Origin of the sequence: Pseudoclavibacter sp. VKM Ac-2888 (genome assembly GCF_015351285.1) — a bacterium.
GTDB lineage: Bacteria > Actinomycetota > Actinomycetes > Actinomycetales > Microbacteriaceae > Pseudoclavibacter.
In genome coordinates, this window is sequence record NZ_JADKSM010000001.1 from 163,462 (window position 1) to 180,155 (window position 16,694).

Below are 16,694 nucleotides of genomic sequence, written 5' to 3' on the forward strand. Positions count from 1 at the left end.
CGTTGAACGTCGCGGTCGGTGGTCAGATGGGCGCACCCGATTGTGCCCGACGGCACAATCGGGTGCCCTCAGCTCAGCGTCAGGCGACGGTGGCTGCGACGCGGTCCTGCTCCGTGGGGGAGTCCGCGCGCTTCGCGAGGAGTGCCCTCGTGTCGTCGATGAGTCGCTTCAGCTCGGTGACGTGCTCCGGCTTGGCGTCGATGAGGGGGGCGCGCACGTGGCCGGCGTCGATGCCCGACAGCTTGGTGGCTTCCTTGACGAGCGAGACGGCGTACCCGGGAACCGAGTTCCGGAGGCGGACGAGCGGGTGGTAGAAGCTGCGGTTGAGCTCGGCGAGGCGCTCCTTGTCGCCCGACTCGACCGCGTCGTAGAACGCGAGGGCGATGTCGGGGGCGAACGCGAAGGACGCGGAAGAGTAGAGGGGCACGCCGATGGCCTTGTAGGCCTCCTGCGCGATCTCGGCCGTGGGGAGGCCGTTGAAGAAGAGGAAGTCCTCGCCGCGCGACTGGGCGTCGTCGGTGACGGAGCGCACGATGCGCGACATGAGGTCGATGTCGCCGACGCCGTCCTTGAGGCCGATGACGTTCGAGATGCGCGAGACGGTGACGGCGCTGTGCTCGTCGAAGCGGGCCGTGCTGCGGTGGTAGACAATGACGGGGAGCGTCGTGGCTCCGGCGACCTCCTCGACGTAGGCGACGAGCCCCTCGCTCGGGCCTGCGACGAGGTAGGGCGGGAGGAGGAGGATGCCGTCGGCGCCGACGGCTTCCGCACTGCGCACCTGCGCCTTGGCGTCGGCGACCGTGCCGCCGGCTCCCGCGAAGACGGGGGTCGCCTTCTTGGTGGTCTTCACGGCGGTGTCGACGACGGTCGTGTACTCGTCGAGGCTCAGGGCGTGGAATTCGCCGGTGCCGCAGGCGATGAAGATGCCGCCGGGCTCGTGGGCGAGGCCCTGCTCGAGGTGCTGCGCGAGGGCTGCGACATCGACGGCATCGTCAGCCGTGAAGGGGGTGACCGGGAAGAAGAGGATTCTGTCGAGCACGTCGATCTCCTTAGTTGCGTGTCTCCGCGGTGCGTCGTTGCACGGTGCGGCTGTTCCGAGTTGTTTGCCCGGCTATCTGCGACGCTATGGTCTTATGGATGCGCAAACAAACTAAAGTGTGGATGAATCAATGTTGGGAGTGAATTGATGTTTACCCTGGTCCAGCTTGAGTGCTTCGTCGCCGTCGCCGAGGAACTGCACTTCGGGGCGGCCGCCGAGCGGCTCCGGATGACGCAGCCGCCCATCAGTCGTCAGATCCAGCAGCTCGAGCGCGAGCTCGACACGCAGCTGTTCGTGCGCACGAGTCGCCGGGTCGCGCTCACGGAGGCGGGGCGCACGCTGCTGCCGAGCGCTCGCAAGCTCATCGACCTCTCAGCGAAGGCGGCCGCCGACGTCCGCGCGGTCGGCGAGGGCGCGACGGGCACGCTCACGGTGGGCTACACGGCGGTCGCCGCGCACAGCGTGCTCCCCAAGCTGCTTCGGGCGGCGGCTGAGGAACTGCCGGGCCTCCAGCTCATCCTGCAGGAGTCGGTGACCGTCGACCAGATGGATGAGCTCGAGCGCGGGACGGTCGACATCGGCCTGCTGCGTCCCATGCGCGACCGGCCTGGCGTGCAGTCGACGACGGTGCTGACGGAGCGTCTGGTCCTCGCCCTCCCGAAGGGTTCGAGGCTCGCGGAGTTCAGTGGACCGATCTTCCTGAGCGACCTCAACGACGAGGCGCTGCTCATGTACTCGCCGGGCGGTGCGCGCTACTTCCATGACCTGCTGCTCAGCATGTTCGTCGCCTCCTCGAGTCACCCGCGCATCGTGCAGTACGCGGGCCAGGTTCCCGCGCTGCTCGCCCTCGTGAACGCCGGCATCGGCGTGGCCCTCATTCCGGAGTCGGCGACGCAGCTCGCCCCGGATGGGGTCATCTGCCGGCCGGTCGCCGACGGCGACCGCTCCGAGCCCTACAACCGCGTGCATCTCGATATCGCGTGGCGCGAGGATTCCGAGAACCCCCTCGTGAAGGCGGTCGTCGAGCTCATGCAGCGCCACGCGTGAGGCGCCGGGTCCAGGGGCGGGCTTTCGCGATCAATGCCGAAGGCGCATCCGATCATGCCGAATTCGCCCTCGATCGAATGGATGCTGCTCTTTAGAGTGGCAATACGGCACCGTGGCCAACGCCACGCGTGACCAGTCAGCGCGGCGATGGAGGCGGAGCTATGAACCAGGTGACGGTAGAGAAGTGGGACGTGATTCCCGTGGCGGGCCACGACAGCATGCTGCTGAATCTCAGCGGAGCCCACGCGCCCCTCTTCACACGCAACCTCGTGAAGCTCACGGACAGCGACGGGCGCGTCGGCATCGGCGAGGTGCCGGGCGGTGAGAGCATCCGCTCCACGCTCGTGGCCTCCGCGGAGCTCATCGTCGGCAGGCCGGTCGCCGACTACCGGGCGATCCTCCGCAGCATCAACGAGGAATTCGCCTGGCAGGACAGCGCGGGACGCGGCGCGCAGACGTTCGACCTTCGCACCACCGTGCACGTCGTCACCGCCTGGGAGTGCGCGCTGCTCGACCTCCTCGGCCAGCAGCTCGGCCTCCCCATCTCGTCCCTCCTGGGCGAGGGCAGGCAGCGCGAGACGGTCGACGTGCTCGGCTACCTCTTCTTCGTCGGCGACCCCGACGCCACTGGCCTCGACTACCTGCGCGGCGACGACGACAGCGACGCGTGGGGTCGGGTGCGGCGCGAGACGGCGCTCGACAGCGACGGGGTCGTCCGGCTCGCGACGGCGGCGCAGGAGCGCTACGGGTTCCGCGACTTCAAGCTGAAGGGCGGCGTGCTGGAGCCATCCGTCGAGGCTGGGGTCGTCACCGACCTCGCCGCCGCGTTCCCGGATGCCCGCATCACGCTCGACCCGAACGGCTCCTGGCCGCTCGCGGAAGCCCTGCGCCTCGGCCCGGACCTCAAGCGAGTCCTCGCCTACGCCGAGGACCCGGTCGGCGCCGAGAGCGGCTACTCGGGCCGTGAGGTCATGGCCGAGTTCCGCCGTGCGACGGGCATGCGGACGGCCACGAACATGATCGCGACCGACTGGCGCGAGCTCGGCCACGCCATCCGCTCGCAGGCCGTCGACATCCCGCTCGCCGACCCGCATTTCTGGACCATGAGCGGCTCCGTGCGCGTCGCGCAGCTCTGCGACGAGCTCGGCCTCACCTGGGGCTCCCACTCCAACAACCACTTCGACGTGAGCCTCGCCATGTTCACGCACGTCGCGGCCGCCGCGCCGGGAACGCCGACGGCCATCGACACGCATTGGATCTGGCAGGACGGGGAGGAGCTCACGACGGCCGCCCCGAAGATCGAGGACGGCGTCATCCGCGTGCCGACGGCCCCCGGCCTCGGGGTCACGCTCGACGACGACGCCGTCCGCCGCGCGCACGAGCTCTACCTGGGTCTCGAGAACTCGGCGCGCGACGATGCGTTCGCGATGAAGACCTTCATGCCCGAGTGGGCATTCCACCCGAAGCGGCCGGCGCTCGTCCGCGCCTAGCGGGCGACGCACGAGCACCCAGAGCAACCAATCCAACACGACGAGGTGTGAGAATGGACCAGCGAATGACGCAGCAGCAGCTCCAGGCCGAAGAACTGGCCGAGGCGGCGGGGCGAGCCGAGGCTCCCCAGCCCGATCTGGTGGCGAACGACGACAAGGCCGGGAGGCCCATGCTCCTCTCCGTGCGCGACCTCTGCATCTCCTACGGCATCGGCGGCCGAGCCGTCGACGCGGTGCGGGGTGTCTCCTTCGAGCTGTACGCGGGGGAGGTCCTCGCGGTCGTGGGGGAGTCGGGCTCCGGCAAGAGCACCGTCGCGCACGCGCTCATCAACCTGCTCGCCCCCAACGCGACCTTGACGTCGGGCGAGATCAAGTTCGACGGTGAGCCCATCCAGGGGTTCAGCGACGCGCAGTGGCGCGGCATCCGCGGTCGCCGCATCGGGCTCGTCCCGCAGGACCCGGCCCTGTCGCTCAACCCGACGACGAAGGTCGGCGCGCAGGTCGCGGAGCCGCTGCTCATCCACGGACTCGCGAGCCGGAAGGACGCCCACGCCGAGGCGGTGCGCCTGCTCGACATGGCGGGGCTCACCGAGCCCGCCGCTCGCGCGCAGCAGTACCCGCACGAGTTCTCCGGCGGCATGAAGCAACGCGCACTCATCGCGACGGCGCTCGCAGGTCAGCCCGAGATGGTCATTGCCGATGAGCCAACGAGTGCGCTCGACGTGACGGTGCAGAAGCAGATCCTCGACCACATCGACTCTCTTGTGCAGGAGCTGGGCACCGCGGTGCTCATGATCACGCACGACCTCGGGGTCGCCGCCGACCGCGCCGACCGCATCATCGTCATGCGCAAGGGGGAGATCGTCGAGACGGGCACCGCCGACGACGTCATGCTCCGACCGCAGCACGACTACACGAAGAAGCTTCTGCGCGCGGCGCCCAGCCTCCACAGCCACGAGGCGCGCACCGTGCTCGTGACGGACAAGGCGACGGGCAGGGCCGCAGGCGCGGTGACGGGAGCGGCCGCGGGGGCGAAGAGCGGGCAGGCAACGGATGCGCGTGCCGGCGTTCCCGACATCAGCTCGCCGCTCCTGCGGGTCGAGAACCTCACGAAGGAGTTCGCCCTGCCCGGTGGGCGCGGCGGCAAGAAGACCCTGACGGCCGTCGACAACATGAGCTTCGACCTGCACCGCGGCGAGACGCTCGCGGTGGTCGGGGAGTCCGGGTCGGGCAAGAGCACGACCGCGCGGCTCGTGCTGCGCCTCGAGAAGCCCACCTCCGGCCGAATCGTCTTCGACGACCAGGACATCACCGACCTCGAGGGGGAGCGCCTGCGGGCGCTCCGCCGCAGGTTCCAGATGGTCTACCAGAGCCCGTACGCCTCCCTCAACCCGCGCTTCTCGATCGAGCAGCTCATCGCGGAACCGCTTGTCTCGTTCAAGCTCGGCGACTCGAAGTCGCGCGCGAAGCGGGTGCGAGAGCTCCTCGACCAGGTCGCGCTGCCGCAGCTCTTCCTCAACCGCGGGCCCGACGAGCTCTCCGGCGGTCAGCGCCAGCGCGTGGCGATCGCGCGGGCGCTCGCCCTCGAGCCGGAGTTCATCGTCCTCGACGAGGCCGTCTCGGCGCTCGACGTGTCGGTGCAGGCGCAGATCCTCGACCTGCTCACCGAGCTCCAGCAGGAGAACGACCTCACCTACCTGTTCATCACGCACGACCTCGCGGTCGTCGCGCAGATCTCCGACCGGGTCGCGGTCATGAAGAACGGGGTGCTCGTCGAGCTCGGGAAGACCGGGGACATCCTCATGAAGCCGCAGGAGCCGTACACCCGCAAGCTCATCGACGCCATCCCCGGGCACGGGAGCTCGCACGCCGCGTAGGCTCGGCGCCCATGGGCGACGACGGAGATGAGGCAGACGCGGGCCGCGGAGGCTGTGGCGCTGAGCAGCCTGATGCCGCTGCACAGGGCGGCGATGCTGCGCAGGAGGGCGATGCTGCGCAGGAGGGCAACGCTGGGCAGGACGGCGACCCTGCGCGGGGCGACGATGCTGCGCAGGACGACGAGCGGTGGCTGGTCGTCAAGGGTCGACGCTGGCGGCGCACCGACCCGGCGCTGCCTGTGGACATGGTGGAGCGCCTGAAGTCGCATCTCGGGCGCGGCCGTTCCGGGGTCGGCGCTGCGAAGCGCCGCGGAGACGATGCCGCGGTGGCCGAGGCTCGGACGAGGGTCGGCCTTGCCAAGCACGGGCTCGGGGAGCGCGGCCCGCGCTGGTGGGATGAGCCGGAGGAGGTGCGTCTGCAGCGCGCTCGGGAGGCGCTCACTGATCTCGACGCCCTCGACGAGTCGGGCACCTGAGGTCTCGACTGCCACACGATCGACCACCACTGTTTACACGTGGGAAACTGTGTTCACTGGATACTTGGTTCATGAGCACTGAATTCCTGAGCGTCGACGCCGTGACCACCGCCGTACCGCCGTTCCGGGTGACCCCGGACTTCTGGTCCGAGCTGCCCCGGATGCCGCTCGAGCAGTACCCGGGCACCGATGGCTACATCGCGGACGTCTACTCGAACCCCGACGGATCCGCCATGTCGGCCGGCTACTTCGCGTTGAACCACACCGATGCGCCGCTCGACTACTTCTACGACTACGACGAGATGAAGGTCGTGCTCTCCGGCACATTCCGCCTCGAGAACGTCGACACGGGGCAGGTCTCGTTCGCGGGCCCGCGGGACGCGATCTTCTTCCCGAAGGGATCGCGCATCCTGTTCAGCACCGAGGATTCGGCGCTCGCGTTCTACGTCGGCCACCGCTCCGTCGCGCCCTGACCGTGATGGAGGCGACAGTTGTGGAACCGGTGGCAGGCGCTGCAGCGGTCGAGACCGAGGTCGCCCCGGGGGTGAGCCTGGCCGCGACGAGCTCGGCTCGCTGGCGGCGGCTGCTGGCCTCGGGGAGCAGCCGGGAAGTGGACCCCGACCTGGGTGAGGACGCTCGCGCCCGCTGCATCACGTTCCTCGTCGACACGGCGGATGAGGCGTGTACCCGCGACGGGGCCGGCGCCGGCATCGTCGTCGAGCTCGGGGACGTGGCCTCGCACGCATCCCGAGCACGGATCGACGCCGCGCTCGCGCGGGCCCGGACCGGGTGGCGATTCCGCGTCGGCGGCGACGAGGCCGCTCTCGGTGCGTTGCGGGCGATCCTGCACGGGGCGGGTGTCCTCGACGAGGAGATCGAGTTCGTGCTGGCGGCGCCCGGGCAGAGCGACGCGCAGGTCACGGTGTACTGCGGCCACTGCCACGCGAAGACGCGCACGACGGCGGCGCAGGCGAGCAGTCCGGCGGATTCGGCGCAGCAGGCCGCGCCGGCCGAGCTGGTGTCCTGCGGGGGATGCGGCATCGCACTCACCGTGTACTACCACTACTCGCGTCGCCAGGGCTCCTACCTGGGGTACTTCGCCGCCGCAGAGCAGGGCCGTGCCGAGCAGGAGCCCGCCGAGCAGGAACCTGCCGAGCACTCCTCGGCGGGTCGGCGCCCCGTCAGTCGTGAGCGCTCAGAACTGGCCCTCGCGTGAGCGGCGCCGTCCTCGACATGGTCGTCGCCGGTGTCAGCGAGCTCTGCGTCGGCGTCCGCGCCATCGAGCTGCGGGATCCGGAGGGCCGCGTGCTGCCGTCGTTCGCGCCGGGGAGCAGCATCGCGGTGCAGCTCGGCGACGGGTCGCGCAACTCCTACTCGCTGACCGGCCCCGGTCGCCGCCCCGACCACTACTCCGTCTCTGTGCGGCTCGACGACCGAGGGCGAGGCGGGTCGCGGTGGATGCACGATCGCAGGATCGGCGACCCCGTCACGGTCAGCGTGCCCTCGAGTGCGTTCCCGCCCGTGCTGTCCGCCCGGCATCACCTGCTCGTCGCCGGCGGCATCGGCGTCACGCCGATCCTGTCCCATGCGAGGGCGGCGGCCGAGTGGGGTCGCTCGTTCGAAGTGGTCTACGCGTTCGGCGACGGCGGGGGTGCGCACCGTGAGGAGCTCGAGCGCCTCAGCGGCGGGCGTCTCACCGTGTGCGGCAGCAGGACCGCGTTGAGCGAGCACCTCGACCAGGCGCTCCTCGACCAGCCCCTCGGTGCCCACCTCTACGTGTGCGGGCCGGTGGCCATGATCGACGCCGTCCGCAGGGCGGCGCTCGCCGCCGGGTGGCCCGCGGCGCGCATCCACGCTGAGGCCTTCACGGCTCCAGAGCTCGAGCCAGGCGAGGCGTTCGACGCGCGGCTCCTGGGCCTCGGTCGGACGATCCGCGTCGAGTCGGGCACGACGCTCCTCGACGCCCTGCTCGCCGAGAACGTTCCGGTGCCGAACCTCTGCAGGCAGGGCGTCTGCGGTGAGTGTCGCGTCGGCGTCCGACCGGCGCGCGGCGCGGAGATGGCCGGCATCGAGCACCGCGACAGCTTCCTCACCGAAGAGGAGAAGGGCCGCGGCGACTGCCTCATGCCGTGCGTCTCCCGCCCGAGAGGCGAGATCCTGGAGCTTGAACTGTGACCGCATTCGCCGCCCGCGAGGTCGACCATTCGGTCGCCGTCGCCGGATTCCCCTTCCCGTTCCCCAAGGAGACCTACCGGTACAGCACGAACGTGGAGCCCGCCTCGGTGCCCCGCGCGACGCCGGTCGGCTCCTGGGGCGAGCATCCGGTCGACATCGACCATGCCTACCGCGGCGAGCTCGCTGAGCGGGCCCGCATCCTCAGCGCCGACCCCTCGCGGCTGCAGTGCCTGCCGCACATGGTGCCCGCCGCGTGGGATGCGATGTTCGTGCTCATGGAGCGGCTCTCCGAGGCCTACCCCGAGCACATGAGCCTCACGCGTGAGGGCGGGGGCTGGCACTGGCACAACGGACTCCTCGGCATCGACCGCTGCTTCGCGGTCGGTGAGTCCTCCTCGATGCCGGAGGGGCCCCTCGGGTTCATCGGCCAGCAGATGCAGGAGGACGTCGTGCTGCTCGACCAGCGCGACGACGAGCTCTGGGCCGACGCCGGGCTCGTGACCTTCGCCGCGGACTGGTCGTTCGGCTTCGACGTAGGTATGTCGTTCCTCGAGATCCACGGGCCGGTGCCTCGCGTGCACGACGAGGGGGTCATCCCTCGGGCCCAGGCGTTTCTCATGCGGCTCGAGCCTGGACAGAGCTACCGGCGCACGAACTGGACCCTGACCGTGGATGGGAAGCTGGACACGTCGACGGAGACGTACCCCGAGTGGGGGCCGGACAGGACCTCGCTCGTCGACGGGCCGCTCGCGGACGTCGGCACGCGACTCCACCTTCGAACCGAGGTGCAGCACCTCATCCGCCTGCCAGAGTCGAACGCCATCATGTTCCTGATCCGCAGCTACCTGCTGCCGTTCGCGGCGCTCGCGACGGTGCCGGAGTGGGCGGTGCGGACGGCGGATGTGCTCGAGGAGCTCCCGGAGGACATGGCCGAGTACAAGGGCGTCAGTCGCACGCGCGAGGTGGGCATCCGCTGGCTGCGGGAGTTCGGCGGAGCCTGCGATGGCGAGGCCGCAGGGGCTGCCTAACTGCTCTGCTGGCTGCTGGCCGCCGGTCAGGTCAGCCAGCGCTCGCGCTCACGGCGGTGGCGTCGGGCTGCTGTGTAGCCTTGCCGTCATGGCTGATGCTGACCAGGTCCCATCCGAACTCGCCGACGAGACTGAGCCGCCAGCGCTCACCCAGCAGGAACGCGCCGAGGCGACGCTCCGGTCGATCATGTCGGGCGGCAACCTGACCGCCGAGACCATGAAGCTCTCGAACGAGTTCACCGACCGCCACGTGTCACGCCTGAAGGCGCTCTTCCGGCGCTCGCCCTAGCAGGTGCGGGCTGGCGGCCGGAGGCGAGGAGCGATCTCGGGCAGGCAGCGATCCCCGGCGAGCACCCGCCCCAGGCGAGTGGCGATCTCAACCGAGCCCAGGGCTCAGCCGAGGAGCGTTCTCGGACCTCAGACGAGCAGGTAGACGGCGCCGGCGACCGTGAGTACGAGCACGATGCGGTCGAAGACCTTCTGGCTCAGGCGGGGTGCGAGCCAGCGCCCGAGGAAGGCCCCGCCGATGAGGAGCGGCACGAGGAGCAGGTCGAGCACGAGGGTGCCCGGAGTGATGAGCCCGAGGCCGACCGAGAACGGCAGCTTGGCGATGTTGACGATCGCGAAGAACCAGGCGGCCGTGCCCAGGAAGGCCTTCACGGGGAACTTCGCGGCGAGGAAGTACATCGCCATGACCGGGCCGCCGGCGTTGGCGACCATGGTCGTGAACCCGCCGAGCGAGCCGTAGCCAGCGCGAGCGACCTTCGCCGCCCGATCGCTCGGCGTCTCCGGGGTGCGGTAGCGGCGCCACACGGTGATCGTGACGAGGATGAGCAGGATGATGCCGATGACACGGCGAACCCAGCTGTCGTCGGCGAAGGCGAGGAACGCGGCGCCGGCGAGGAGGCCGACGGCGACGGCCGGGATCAGCTTGACGAGGGTCGGCCAGTCGGCGTGGCGTCGGTACGTCCACAGGGCGAACATGTCGCCGACGATGAGGAGGACGAGCAGCGCACCGGTCGACTGCTTGGCGGGGAGTACCGCGGCGAAGGTCGCGACGGAGAGCGTCGTGACCCCCGGCAGTGCGGTCTTCGAGACGCCGACGGCGAACGCGGCGACGGCGAGCAGCACCCAGGCGAATGTGGGGAGTTGGGGGAGCAGCTCGAGCATCAGAAAAGTCTAGGCCCGAACTCGGTTTTGTCCTGTCGTGACGACAACGGAGTGCTCGGTGCCCGTCGGTCGGTGTCGCTGCGCCTGCGCCCGCTGCCGCGCGCCTGTTACCCCGCACCTGCTGCCTCGCGCCCGTTGCCCCGCGCCCGTCGCCGAGCGTCAGAACCCGAGCGCCGGATCCCGAGCACCAGCCTCCACCCTCCACCCTCCACCCCGAGGCACGGCCCCGAGGCACAGACCCGGGGCGCCCTAGCCGAGTCGGGGTGCTGGCTCCTCGCCGGCCAGCTCCTGCGGCCAGGGTGGGTTGGCGCCCGCACGCGCCACGGTGACGGCCGCGCTGCGTGCCGCGGTCGCGAGGGCCGCATCCGCCCACGCATCTTCATCGAGGCCTTCGACGAGCGCGTGGCGGGTGCTCGCGGCGGAGACGGCGTGCAGGAGTCCGGACATGAAGGCGTCGCCGGCGCCGACGGTGTCGACGACGCGGACCGGCGGAGCCTCTGCGGTGAGCTCACGCCGTGACGTGCGCGCGAGTGCGCCCTCGCTGCCGCGGGTCATGACGGCGAGGCGCGCTCCGAGCGTCGTGAAGCGCCGCAGCACCTCGGAGGGGGAGACGCCCGGGTAGAGCCACTCGGCGTCTTCGTCGCTCAGCTTCACGACGTGGCTGAGCGAGGCGAGGGCTTCGACGCGCTCGCGCACCGTCTCGCGGTCGCCCATGATCGCCGCGCGCACGTTGGGGTCGTAGCTCGTGAGGATGCCGCCGCGTGCCCTGGCCTCGGCGAAGGACGCACGGACGACGGCGCCGCCAGGGTCGACGACCGCGCCGATCGACCCGGTGTGGAGCACGTCGACGCCATCGAGGTGCGGCGTCGGCAGCGAGAAGTCGAGGTCGAACTCGTAGCTGGCGCTGCCCTGCGCGTCGAGGGTGGCCTTCGCCGTCGAGGTGCGCTCGCCGTCGAGTGCTCCGTCGACGAGCGCGACGCCGGACTCCTCGAGGTGCGCGAGCACGAGGCGCCCGAGCTGGTCGTCGGCGAGGCGTGCGGCGAGCTGGGAGGGATGGCCGAGACGCGCGAGTCCCACGGCGACGTTCATGGGGGAGCCGCCCGGCAGGGCGCGCCCCTCCGGGGAGCCGGCGTCTCCCGGCAGGAGGTCGACGAGGGCTTCACCGAGCACGAGGGCGCTCGCGAGGTGGGCGCTCGTGAGGTGACCTGCGGAGTCGTGGCGCTCGGACCTGTCGTGGTGCTCGGAGCTGGACGCTGTGCTGTCGGTGGATGGTTCCCGCTGGTTCATGAGATCGCCTCCGGTGCGACATCGCGACCGCTCAGCCACATGAGCAGGTCGATGGCTGTTCCCCGGACGGCCGGCCCGTGGCCGAGCGTCAGAGATCGGTCTGGTGAGGCACCCGCGTCGATCGCGACGAGGGTGCGGTCGGCGGCGAGCTCCCGGCCGCCGCCCATGGCGACGGGCGTCTTGCGCTGGTGGGCGATCGCCTCGAGCACCGCGGCGCGCGGGTACGTGTGGGTGATGCCGAGGGGCCTGCGGATGTCCTCGCCGTGCACGAACGCTTCCACGTAGCGCGTTGCCACGGGCGTCGGCGCGCTCGAGGTGCGTCCGGCGGCGGCTCGGAAGCGCTCGAGCGTGTCGCGCGGATGCTCCTGCCGCTCGGCCTCCATGCCTCGCTGGTTGAGGGCGTCGAAGTCGAAGCGCGCCGACGCGAGCTGCGCGACGAAGCTGAACGGCGTGGTCTTCGCGTCGTTCACCAGGTGCGCGAGCACGTCGTGCACCGTCCACCCCGTGCAGAGGGAAGGGGTCGCCCAAGCCGTGTCGTCGAGCCGCTCGAGGTCCGCGATGAGCGCCTCGCGCTCCGCGTGCACGACGCTCCAGGGTGCTCCCGATCGACTCACGTGCACGACGCTACCGCCTCGGCGAGCTCCCGGCGAGCCGCAGACACGGCTGGGAAGTCAACCCCGCGCGGCGCAGAGGCGCCGGTCCGTAGCCTCGGGGCGAACCCCAGGGATCTCCGGGCGCCCGCTCGAGGCAGGCGCCCGTTCTCCCGCGAAGAGAGGAATCCTCATGCGCGCACTCACCTGGCAGTCGACCGGCAAGGTCACCGTCGAGACGGTCCCGAAACCCCTGATCCAAGAGACGGGGGACGCGATCATCCGCGTCACCTCCGCCGCGATCTGCGGCTCCGACCTCCACCTGTACAGCGTCTTCGGGCCGTTCCTCGCGAAGGGCGACATCCTCGGCCACGAGACGATGGGCATCGTCGAGGAAGTCGGCGACGGCGTGACGAAGCTCAGCGTCGGCGACCGCGTGGTCGTGCCGTTCGTGATCGCCTGCGGCGACTGCGTCGCCTGTCATTCCGGCCTCTCCACCCAGTGCGAGGTGACGCAGAACACCGATCAGGGCACCGGTGCCGAGCTGTACGGCTACACGGAGCTGTACGGATCGGTGCCAGGCGGGCAGGCGGAGTACCTGCGCGTGCGCCTCGCCGACAACAACGCCATCAAGGTCGGCCACGAGCTGTCCGACGAGCGGTACCTGTTCCTCAGCGACATCCTCCCCACGGCCTGGCAGGGCGTCCAGTACGCGAACGTCCCGGCGGGCGGAACCCTCGCGGTCCTCGGGCTCGGACCGGTCGGCCAGTTCGCGGCACGCATCGGGAAGCACCTCGGCTACCGAGTGCTGGGGGTCGACCCGGTGCCCGAGCGTCGCGCGCTCGCGGAGCGCTACGGGGTCGAGGTCTTCGACTACGACTCGCAGACCGCTGAGGCCCTCCGCGCCGCGACCGAGGGGCGAGGACCGGACTCGGTGGTGGATGCGGTCGGGCTCGAGGCGCACGGTGCCGGTGACGGCAGCGGGATCGCAGAGATCGCGCAGAAGGGCGCCGGGCTGCTCCCGGATGCGCTCGCCAAGAAGGTCATCGAGACGGTCGGCGTCGACCGTCTCTCCGCCGTCATGCTGGCCATCGACGCGGTGCGCCGCGGCGGGACGGTCTCGCTCAGCGGCGTGTACGCGGGAACGGCCGACCCGATGCCGCTCATGACGATGTTCGACAAGCAGCTGACGCTGCGCATGGGCCAGTGCAACGTGCAGCGGTGGATCCTCGAGCTGCTTCCGCTCGTCGAGGACCGCAGCGATCCGCTCGGCACCGAGGACCTCGTCACGCACCGCATGCCGCTCGAGGACGCGCCCCGCATGTACGAGGTGTTCCAGAAGAAGACGGATGGGTGCATCAAGGTCGTCCTGAAGCCCCGAGGCTGACGCGCGACGTCTGAAACCCGTGCGGCTGATGCACGTCGACTGATGCAGCGAGGCTGACGCACCACGGTTGGCGGATGACGGGCTGGCAGATCATGGGCTGGCAGAGATCATGGGCTGCCAGCCGTTGCGCGTCTCGCAGGGCCGACCAGGCGACCCATGCGGGCGCCTGGTCGGCACGCGGAAGATCTCCCTCGCGCGCTGCAGCGCTTGACCTGTCAGCGAGCTACGTGCCTGGCGAGGTTCTCGAGAGCCTGGGTCCAGCCGTCGTGGACGTTGTCATCACCCGGCTCGCCCGCGATGCCTCGCACGTGCAACTCGACCTCGGTCTCGTCGCCGCTCGCGATGACGTCGACGGTCACGACAGGGGACTCCGCGGGGTCGTCGTCGGGGGAGCCCCACGTGAAGACGAGCCGGTCGGGTTCCGAGACGAGGAGGTAGGTGCCCGCCGTCGGATACTCCTCACCATCCTCGTCGTTCACCATCGTGTACCGGTAGGTGCCGCCCTCGCGCACGTCGACGGCGATGGAGTCCCGTGGCGTCGAGACCCCGGCCGGGTGATGCCAGAGGGTGAGCTCGTCTGGGTCGGTCCACGCACGCCAGACGCGCTCGCGGGGAGCCCCGACGCTGCTGTGCAGGGTGAATTCGGGTTGGGCGACGGCTTCCGGACTGGTCATGGCGTCTCTCCTCTGCCTCTGTCGACTCGAGGGCAGCTGCAGATTCGTCAGCGTGCGAGCCGAGCTGGCAGCAGGCTAGGTGCCACGGTTTGGAGTCGCCTCGGAGCGTCCGGAGCGTCCGGAGCGTCCGGAGCGTCCGGAGTGCCCGGGTCGGTCAGGTCGTCCGGGCCGGTCGGAGCGGCTGCAGGGTGCGATCAGAAGAGCGGCCAGGGGGCGGCGGGCATGTCGCCTTCAGGGGCGGGGAACTCACCGTCCTGAACCAGTCGGTCGACGCGCGCTGCGAGCTCGTGGAGCTCGACGTCGGACAGCAGCTCGGACAACCGCGCCCCGAGCCCGGAGTCGCGTTTGTCGTCGAGTGCCGCCCGGAGCTTCCGGACGCTTGCCAGCTCCTTGCCCGTGAACCCCTCGCCGACCCAGCCCCAGAGCACGGTGCGCAGTTTCGGTTCGGCGTGGAAGGAGAGGCCGTGGTCGACGCCGTAGCGGTGGCCGTCGGCCATGGCGAGGACGTGTCCGCCCTTGCGGTCGGCGTTGTTGACGATGGCGTCGAAGATCGCCATGTGGCGCATGGTCTGGGAGTCCTCGTGCACGAGGACGACCTCGCGACCGGTCTCGTCCTCGCCCGTGAGCACGGTCCGCCATCCGTTGTCGGGCACCTCGGAGGCGTCGACGAGGTCGACGGCATCCTGAGATTCGTCGATGTCCTGCCACAGCTGCAGCATGCCCGGCCCGAACTGGCCGTCGCCGAGCCAGGTGCGGGGCACGATATTCCAGCCGAGGCTCTCGGAGACGAGGTAGGCGGCGACCTCCCGCTTGGCGAGGTCGTTGTTCGGGAAGTCCCACAGCGGGCGCTCGCCCTGTGAGGGCTTGTAGACGACCTCGACGGGTTCCTCACCGGGCACCGTGTAGTTCCCGACGAAGGAGGCGTTGGAGGCGCCCATCAGCCTCGCGGTGAGCTCGAGGGTCGGCCCGTTCGGCGTCTCGACCGACGAGGTCCCGTCGTCGGGTGTGTCATCGTGCGCCACGTCAGCGTTCGGTTCTGTGTTCGGTGCTGGGTCGGTCACAGGCCGTCGTCGGCCGGGCAGTCGTGGCCTTCGGGATCCTTGGGGAGGCCGCAGCGCGGGCAGAGCGATCGGCCGGCGCCCACGATCTCGAGGGTGCGCTTCGCGAACGCGCGCGCCGAGCCGACGGGGATGCGGACGCGCAGCAGCTCTTCCGGCTCGACGGCTTCGACGAGCTCGTCGAGGCCCGCCATGCGGGCGAGCTCGGCCTCGAGGGCCTCGGTGTCCGCATCCGCGTCGATCTCGAGTTCGACTTCGACCACGGGGATCACCTCGAGGATGACCTGCGCGGTCGCCGGCTCCCAGCCGAGGCCGATGGTTCCCACGCGGAAGCGCCCGTCGACGGGCGTGTCGAGCGGTTCCTCGTCGATGAGCTCGATGGGGGTCGAGCTGGGCACGCTGTAGCGGTTCCCGTCCTCGAGCATCAGCTGGTCGAGGATCTCGTCGACCTTCTCGGCGAGCAGGGCCGACTGCTCCTTCTCGAGGATGACGCTGATGACGCGGGCGCCGTCGCGGGCTTGCAGGTAGAAGGTGCGCTCGCCGGGCTTGCCGAGCGTGCCGACGATGAATCGGTCCGGCCAGTCGAATTCGTGCACGAGGGTCGTCATGGTCTCAAGCCTATGCTCAGGACGCTCTGCCCGCGCCGCCGCCGACGGTCGCGTCGCCCGAGTGGGACGCGCCATCCGGGGAAGTCTGGGCCGGGACGAGCCAGGCGAGGTCGCCGGCATCGGAGTTGATGATGGGGACGCTCGGGCGCGCCTTGCCGTAGCTGATGATCGAGGTGGAGGCGGGGCCGACCGCGAGGCGCTGGAACAGGTCGAGGTGCATGCCGAGGGCGTCGGCGAGGATCGACTTGATGATGTCGCCGTGGCTCACGGCGACCCACACGGCGCCGGGTCCGAACTCGCGCTCGACCTCCGCGTCGTGGCGGCGCACGGCGGCGACTGCCCGAGACTGCATGGTGGCCATCGACTCCCCGTCGGGGAAGGTGACGGCGGAGGGCTGCGTCTGCACGCTCGCCCACAGCTCCTCCTTGGCGAGATCGGCGAGCTTCCGGTTCTGCCAGGCCCCGTAGCCGCACTCGGTGAGGTCGTCGTCGACGAGGTCGAGGGCCGGCTCCAGGTGCGCATCCGCGAACGGTGCGGTCGGCTGCTGGGCGCGAATGGCTGCAGCTGTCTCGAGGCAGCGCTCGAGGGGGCTCGTGACGAGCCGTGCCAGGGGCACCGCGGCGAGGCGAGCCCCGGTCGCTGCGGCCTGTGCGCGGCCGGTCTCGTCGAGGAGGACTCCGGGGGTGCGTCCCGCGAGCAGCCCGCTCGCGTTCGCAGTGGTGCGTCCGTGTCGGACGAGGATGACGGTGGCCATGCGGCACAGCCTAGGACGTGCGCAGCGGCGGGAG

General features: G+C 70.4%; 18 protein-coding genes. 10 read left to right on the forward strand and 8 right to left on the reverse strand.

Translation table 11 applies throughout. The features are described 5' to 3' along the window. Window positions 1-79: 79 nt before the first annotated feature. A complete protein-coding gene (locus tag ITJ61_RS00775) occupies window positions 80-1,039 on the reverse strand; it encodes a 5-dehydro-4-deoxyglucarate dehydratase (protein WP_104240987.1) in 960 nt (319 codons plus the stop codon). 147 nt (window positions 1,040-1,186) lie between these two features. On the opposite strand from ITJ61_RS00775, the gene ITJ61_RS00780 reads away from it, so the two are divergent. The 9 genes from ITJ61_RS00780 to ITJ61_RS00820 all read left to right on the forward strand — a co-directional run bounded on the left by ITJ61_RS00780 (window position 1,187) and on the right by ITJ61_RS00820 (window position 9,421). Next, the gene (locus ITJ61_RS00780; protein WP_104240988.1) at window positions 1,187-2,086 is read left to right on the forward strand and encodes a LysR family transcriptional regulator; all 900 of its coding nucleotides are present in this window, start codon (window positions 1,187-1,189) and stop codon (window positions 2,084-2,086) included. A 161-nt stretch (window positions 2,087-2,247) separates the two neighbouring features. Then, window positions 2,248-3,576 carry an enolase C-terminal domain-like protein gene (locus ITJ61_RS00785; RefSeq protein WP_104240989.1) on the forward strand — a complete coding sequence of 443 codons (1,329 nt, stop codon included), beginning with the start codon at window positions 2,248-2,250 and terminating at the stop codon, window positions 3,574-3,576. A 65-nt stretch (window positions 3,577-3,641) separates the two neighbouring features. Then, on the forward strand, window positions 3,642-5,453 hold the full coding sequence (locus ITJ61_RS00790; protein ID WP_323744272.1) for an ABC transporter ATP-binding protein: 1,812 nt from the start codon (window positions 3,642-3,644) through the stop codon (window positions 5,451-5,453). 191 nt (window positions 5,454-5,644) lie between these two features. After that, window positions 5,645-5,929 carry a biopolymer transporter Tol gene (locus ITJ61_RS00795; RefSeq protein ID WP_194686659.1) on the forward strand — a complete coding sequence of 95 codons (285 nt, stop codon included), beginning with the start codon at window positions 5,645-5,647 and terminating at the stop codon, window positions 5,927-5,929. A gap of 71 nt (window positions 5,930-6,000) precedes the next feature. After that, window positions 6,001-6,402, forward strand: a complete 402-nt coding sequence (locus tag ITJ61_RS00800) for a cupin domain-containing protein (RefSeq protein WP_104240990.1) — start codon at window positions 6,001-6,003, stop codon at window positions 6,400-6,402. Window positions 6,403-6,431: 29 nt separating this feature from the next. Beyond that, window positions 6,432-7,145, forward strand: a complete 714-nt coding sequence (locus ITJ61_RS00805) for a dimethylamine monooxygenase subunit DmmA family protein (protein WP_194685209.1) — start codon at window positions 6,432-6,434, stop codon at window positions 7,143-7,145. Further along, a complete protein-coding gene (locus ITJ61_RS00810) occupies window positions 7,142-8,104 on the forward strand; it encodes a PDR/VanB family oxidoreductase (RefSeq protein WP_219819538.1) in 963 nt (320 codons plus the stop codon). Before ITJ61_RS00805 ends, ITJ61_RS00810 begins: the two co-directional genes overlap by 4 nt. Further along, a complete protein-coding gene (locus ITJ61_RS00815; protein WP_104306478.1) occupies window positions 8,101-9,132 on the forward strand; it encodes a heme-dependent oxidative N-demethylase family protein in 1,032 nt (343 codons plus the stop codon). Before ITJ61_RS00810 ends, ITJ61_RS00815 begins: the two co-directional genes overlap by 4 nt. Before the next feature lie 88 nt (window positions 9,133-9,220). Next, window positions 9,221-9,421: a hypothetical protein gene (locus ITJ61_RS00820; RefSeq protein ID WP_104240994.1), complete on the forward strand. Its 201-nt coding sequence runs from the start codon at window positions 9,221-9,223 to the stop codon at window positions 9,419-9,421. A 128-nt stretch (window positions 9,422-9,549) separates the two neighbouring features. Here the strand turns inward: ITJ61_RS00820 and ITJ61_RS00825 are convergent, their stop codons facing one another. The 3 genes from ITJ61_RS00825 to ITJ61_RS00835 form a co-directional block, all read right to left on the reverse strand. Beyond that, a complete protein-coding gene (locus tag ITJ61_RS00825; protein WP_104240995.1) occupies window positions 9,550-10,302 on the reverse strand; it encodes a sulfite exporter TauE/SafE family protein in 753 nt (250 codons plus the stop codon). A 249-nt stretch (window positions 10,303-10,551) separates the two neighbouring features. Next, the gene (locus ITJ61_RS00830) at window positions 10,552-11,589 is read right to left on the reverse strand and encodes a carbohydrate kinase family protein (protein ID WP_194685210.1); all 1,038 of its coding nucleotides are present in this window, start codon (window positions 11,587-11,589) and stop codon (window positions 10,552-10,554) included. After that, window positions 11,586-12,203: a maleylpyruvate isomerase family mycothiol-dependent enzyme gene (locus ITJ61_RS00835; protein WP_194685211.1), complete on the reverse strand. Its 618-nt coding sequence runs from the start codon at window positions 12,201-12,203 to the stop codon at window positions 11,586-11,588. Before ITJ61_RS00835 ends, ITJ61_RS00830 begins: the two co-directional genes overlap by 4 nt. A 169-nt stretch (window positions 12,204-12,372) precedes the next feature. Between ITJ61_RS00835 and ITJ61_RS00840 the strand changes: the two genes are divergently transcribed. After that, window positions 12,373-13,566, forward strand: a complete 1,194-nt coding sequence (locus ITJ61_RS00840) for a zinc-dependent alcohol dehydrogenase (RefSeq protein WP_194685212.1) — start codon at window positions 12,373-12,375, stop codon at window positions 13,564-13,566. A 215-nt stretch (window positions 13,567-13,781) separates the two neighbouring features. Here ITJ61_RS00840 and ITJ61_RS00845 read toward each other — a convergent pair whose 3' ends face one another. From ITJ61_RS00845 to ITJ61_RS00860, 4 genes are all read right to left on the reverse strand, one after another. Then, the gene (locus ITJ61_RS00845) at window positions 13,782-14,240 is read right to left on the reverse strand and encodes an SRPBCC family protein (RefSeq protein ID WP_194685213.1); all 459 of its coding nucleotides are present in this window, start codon (window positions 14,238-14,240) and stop codon (window positions 13,782-13,784) included. Window positions 14,241-14,434: 194 nt separating this feature from the next. Continuing rightward, a complete protein-coding gene (locus tag ITJ61_RS00850; RefSeq protein ID WP_194686660.1) occupies window positions 14,435-15,178 on the reverse strand; it encodes an SCO1664 family protein in 744 nt (247 codons plus the stop codon). 119 nt (window positions 15,179-15,297) lie between these two features. Continuing rightward, entirely contained in the window at window positions 15,298-15,906 is a 609-nt protein-coding gene (locus ITJ61_RS00855; protein ID WP_104241000.1) for a DUF3090 domain-containing protein, read from the reverse strand. A 16-nt stretch (window positions 15,907-15,922) separates the two neighbouring features. Continuing rightward, entirely contained in the window at window positions 15,923-16,660 is a 738-nt protein-coding gene (locus ITJ61_RS00860; protein WP_104299540.1) for an MSMEG_4193 family putative phosphomutase, read from the reverse strand. Window positions 16,661-16,694: the final 34 nt, after the last annotated feature.

Coding starts and splice junctions, on each gene's coding strand:
- ITJ61_RS00780 (WP_104240988.1), top strand. CDS start 1,187: ATGTTTACCCTGGTCCAGCTTGAGTGCTTCGTCGCCGTCGCCGAGGAA.
- ITJ61_RS00785 (WP_104240989.1), top strand. CDS start 2,248: ATGAACCAGGTGACGGTAGAGAAGTGGGACGTGATTCCCGTGGCGGGC.
- ITJ61_RS00790 (WP_323744272.1), top strand. CDS start 3,642: ATGACGCAGCAGCAGCTCCAGGCCGAAGAACTGGCCGAGGCGGCGGGG.
- ITJ61_RS00800 (WP_104240990.1), top strand. CDS start 6,001: ATGAGCACTGAATTCCTGAGCGTCGACGCCGTGACCACCGCCGTACCG.
- ITJ61_RS00820 (WP_104240994.1), top strand. CDS start 9,221: ATGGCTGATGCTGACCAGGTCCCATCCGAACTCGCCGACGAGACTGAG.
- ITJ61_RS00825 (WP_104240995.1), bottom strand. CDS start 10,302: ATGCTCGAGCTGCTCCCCCAACTCCCCACATTCGCCTGGGTGCTGCTC.
- ITJ61_RS00830 (WP_194685210.1), bottom strand. CDS start 11,589: ATGAACCAGCGGGAACCATCCACCGACAGCACAGCGTCCAGCTCCGAG.
- ITJ61_RS00840 (WP_194685212.1), top strand. CDS start 12,373: ATGCGCGCACTCACCTGGCAGTCGACCGGCAAGGTCACCGTCGAGACG.
- ITJ61_RS00845 (WP_194685213.1), bottom strand. CDS start 14,240: ATGACCAGTCCGGAAGCCGTCGCCCAACCCGAATTCACCCTGCACAGC.
- ITJ61_RS00850 (WP_194686660.1), bottom strand. CDS start 15,178: ATGGGCGCCTCCAACGCCTCCTTCGTCGGGAACTACACGGTGCCCGGT.
- ITJ61_RS00855 (WP_104241000.1), bottom strand. CDS start 15,906: ATGACGACCCTCGTGCACGAATTCGACTGGCCGGACCGATTCATCGTC.
- ITJ61_RS00860 (WP_104299540.1), bottom strand. CDS start 16,660: ATGGCCACCGTCATCCTCGTCCGACACGGACGCACCACTGCGAACGCG.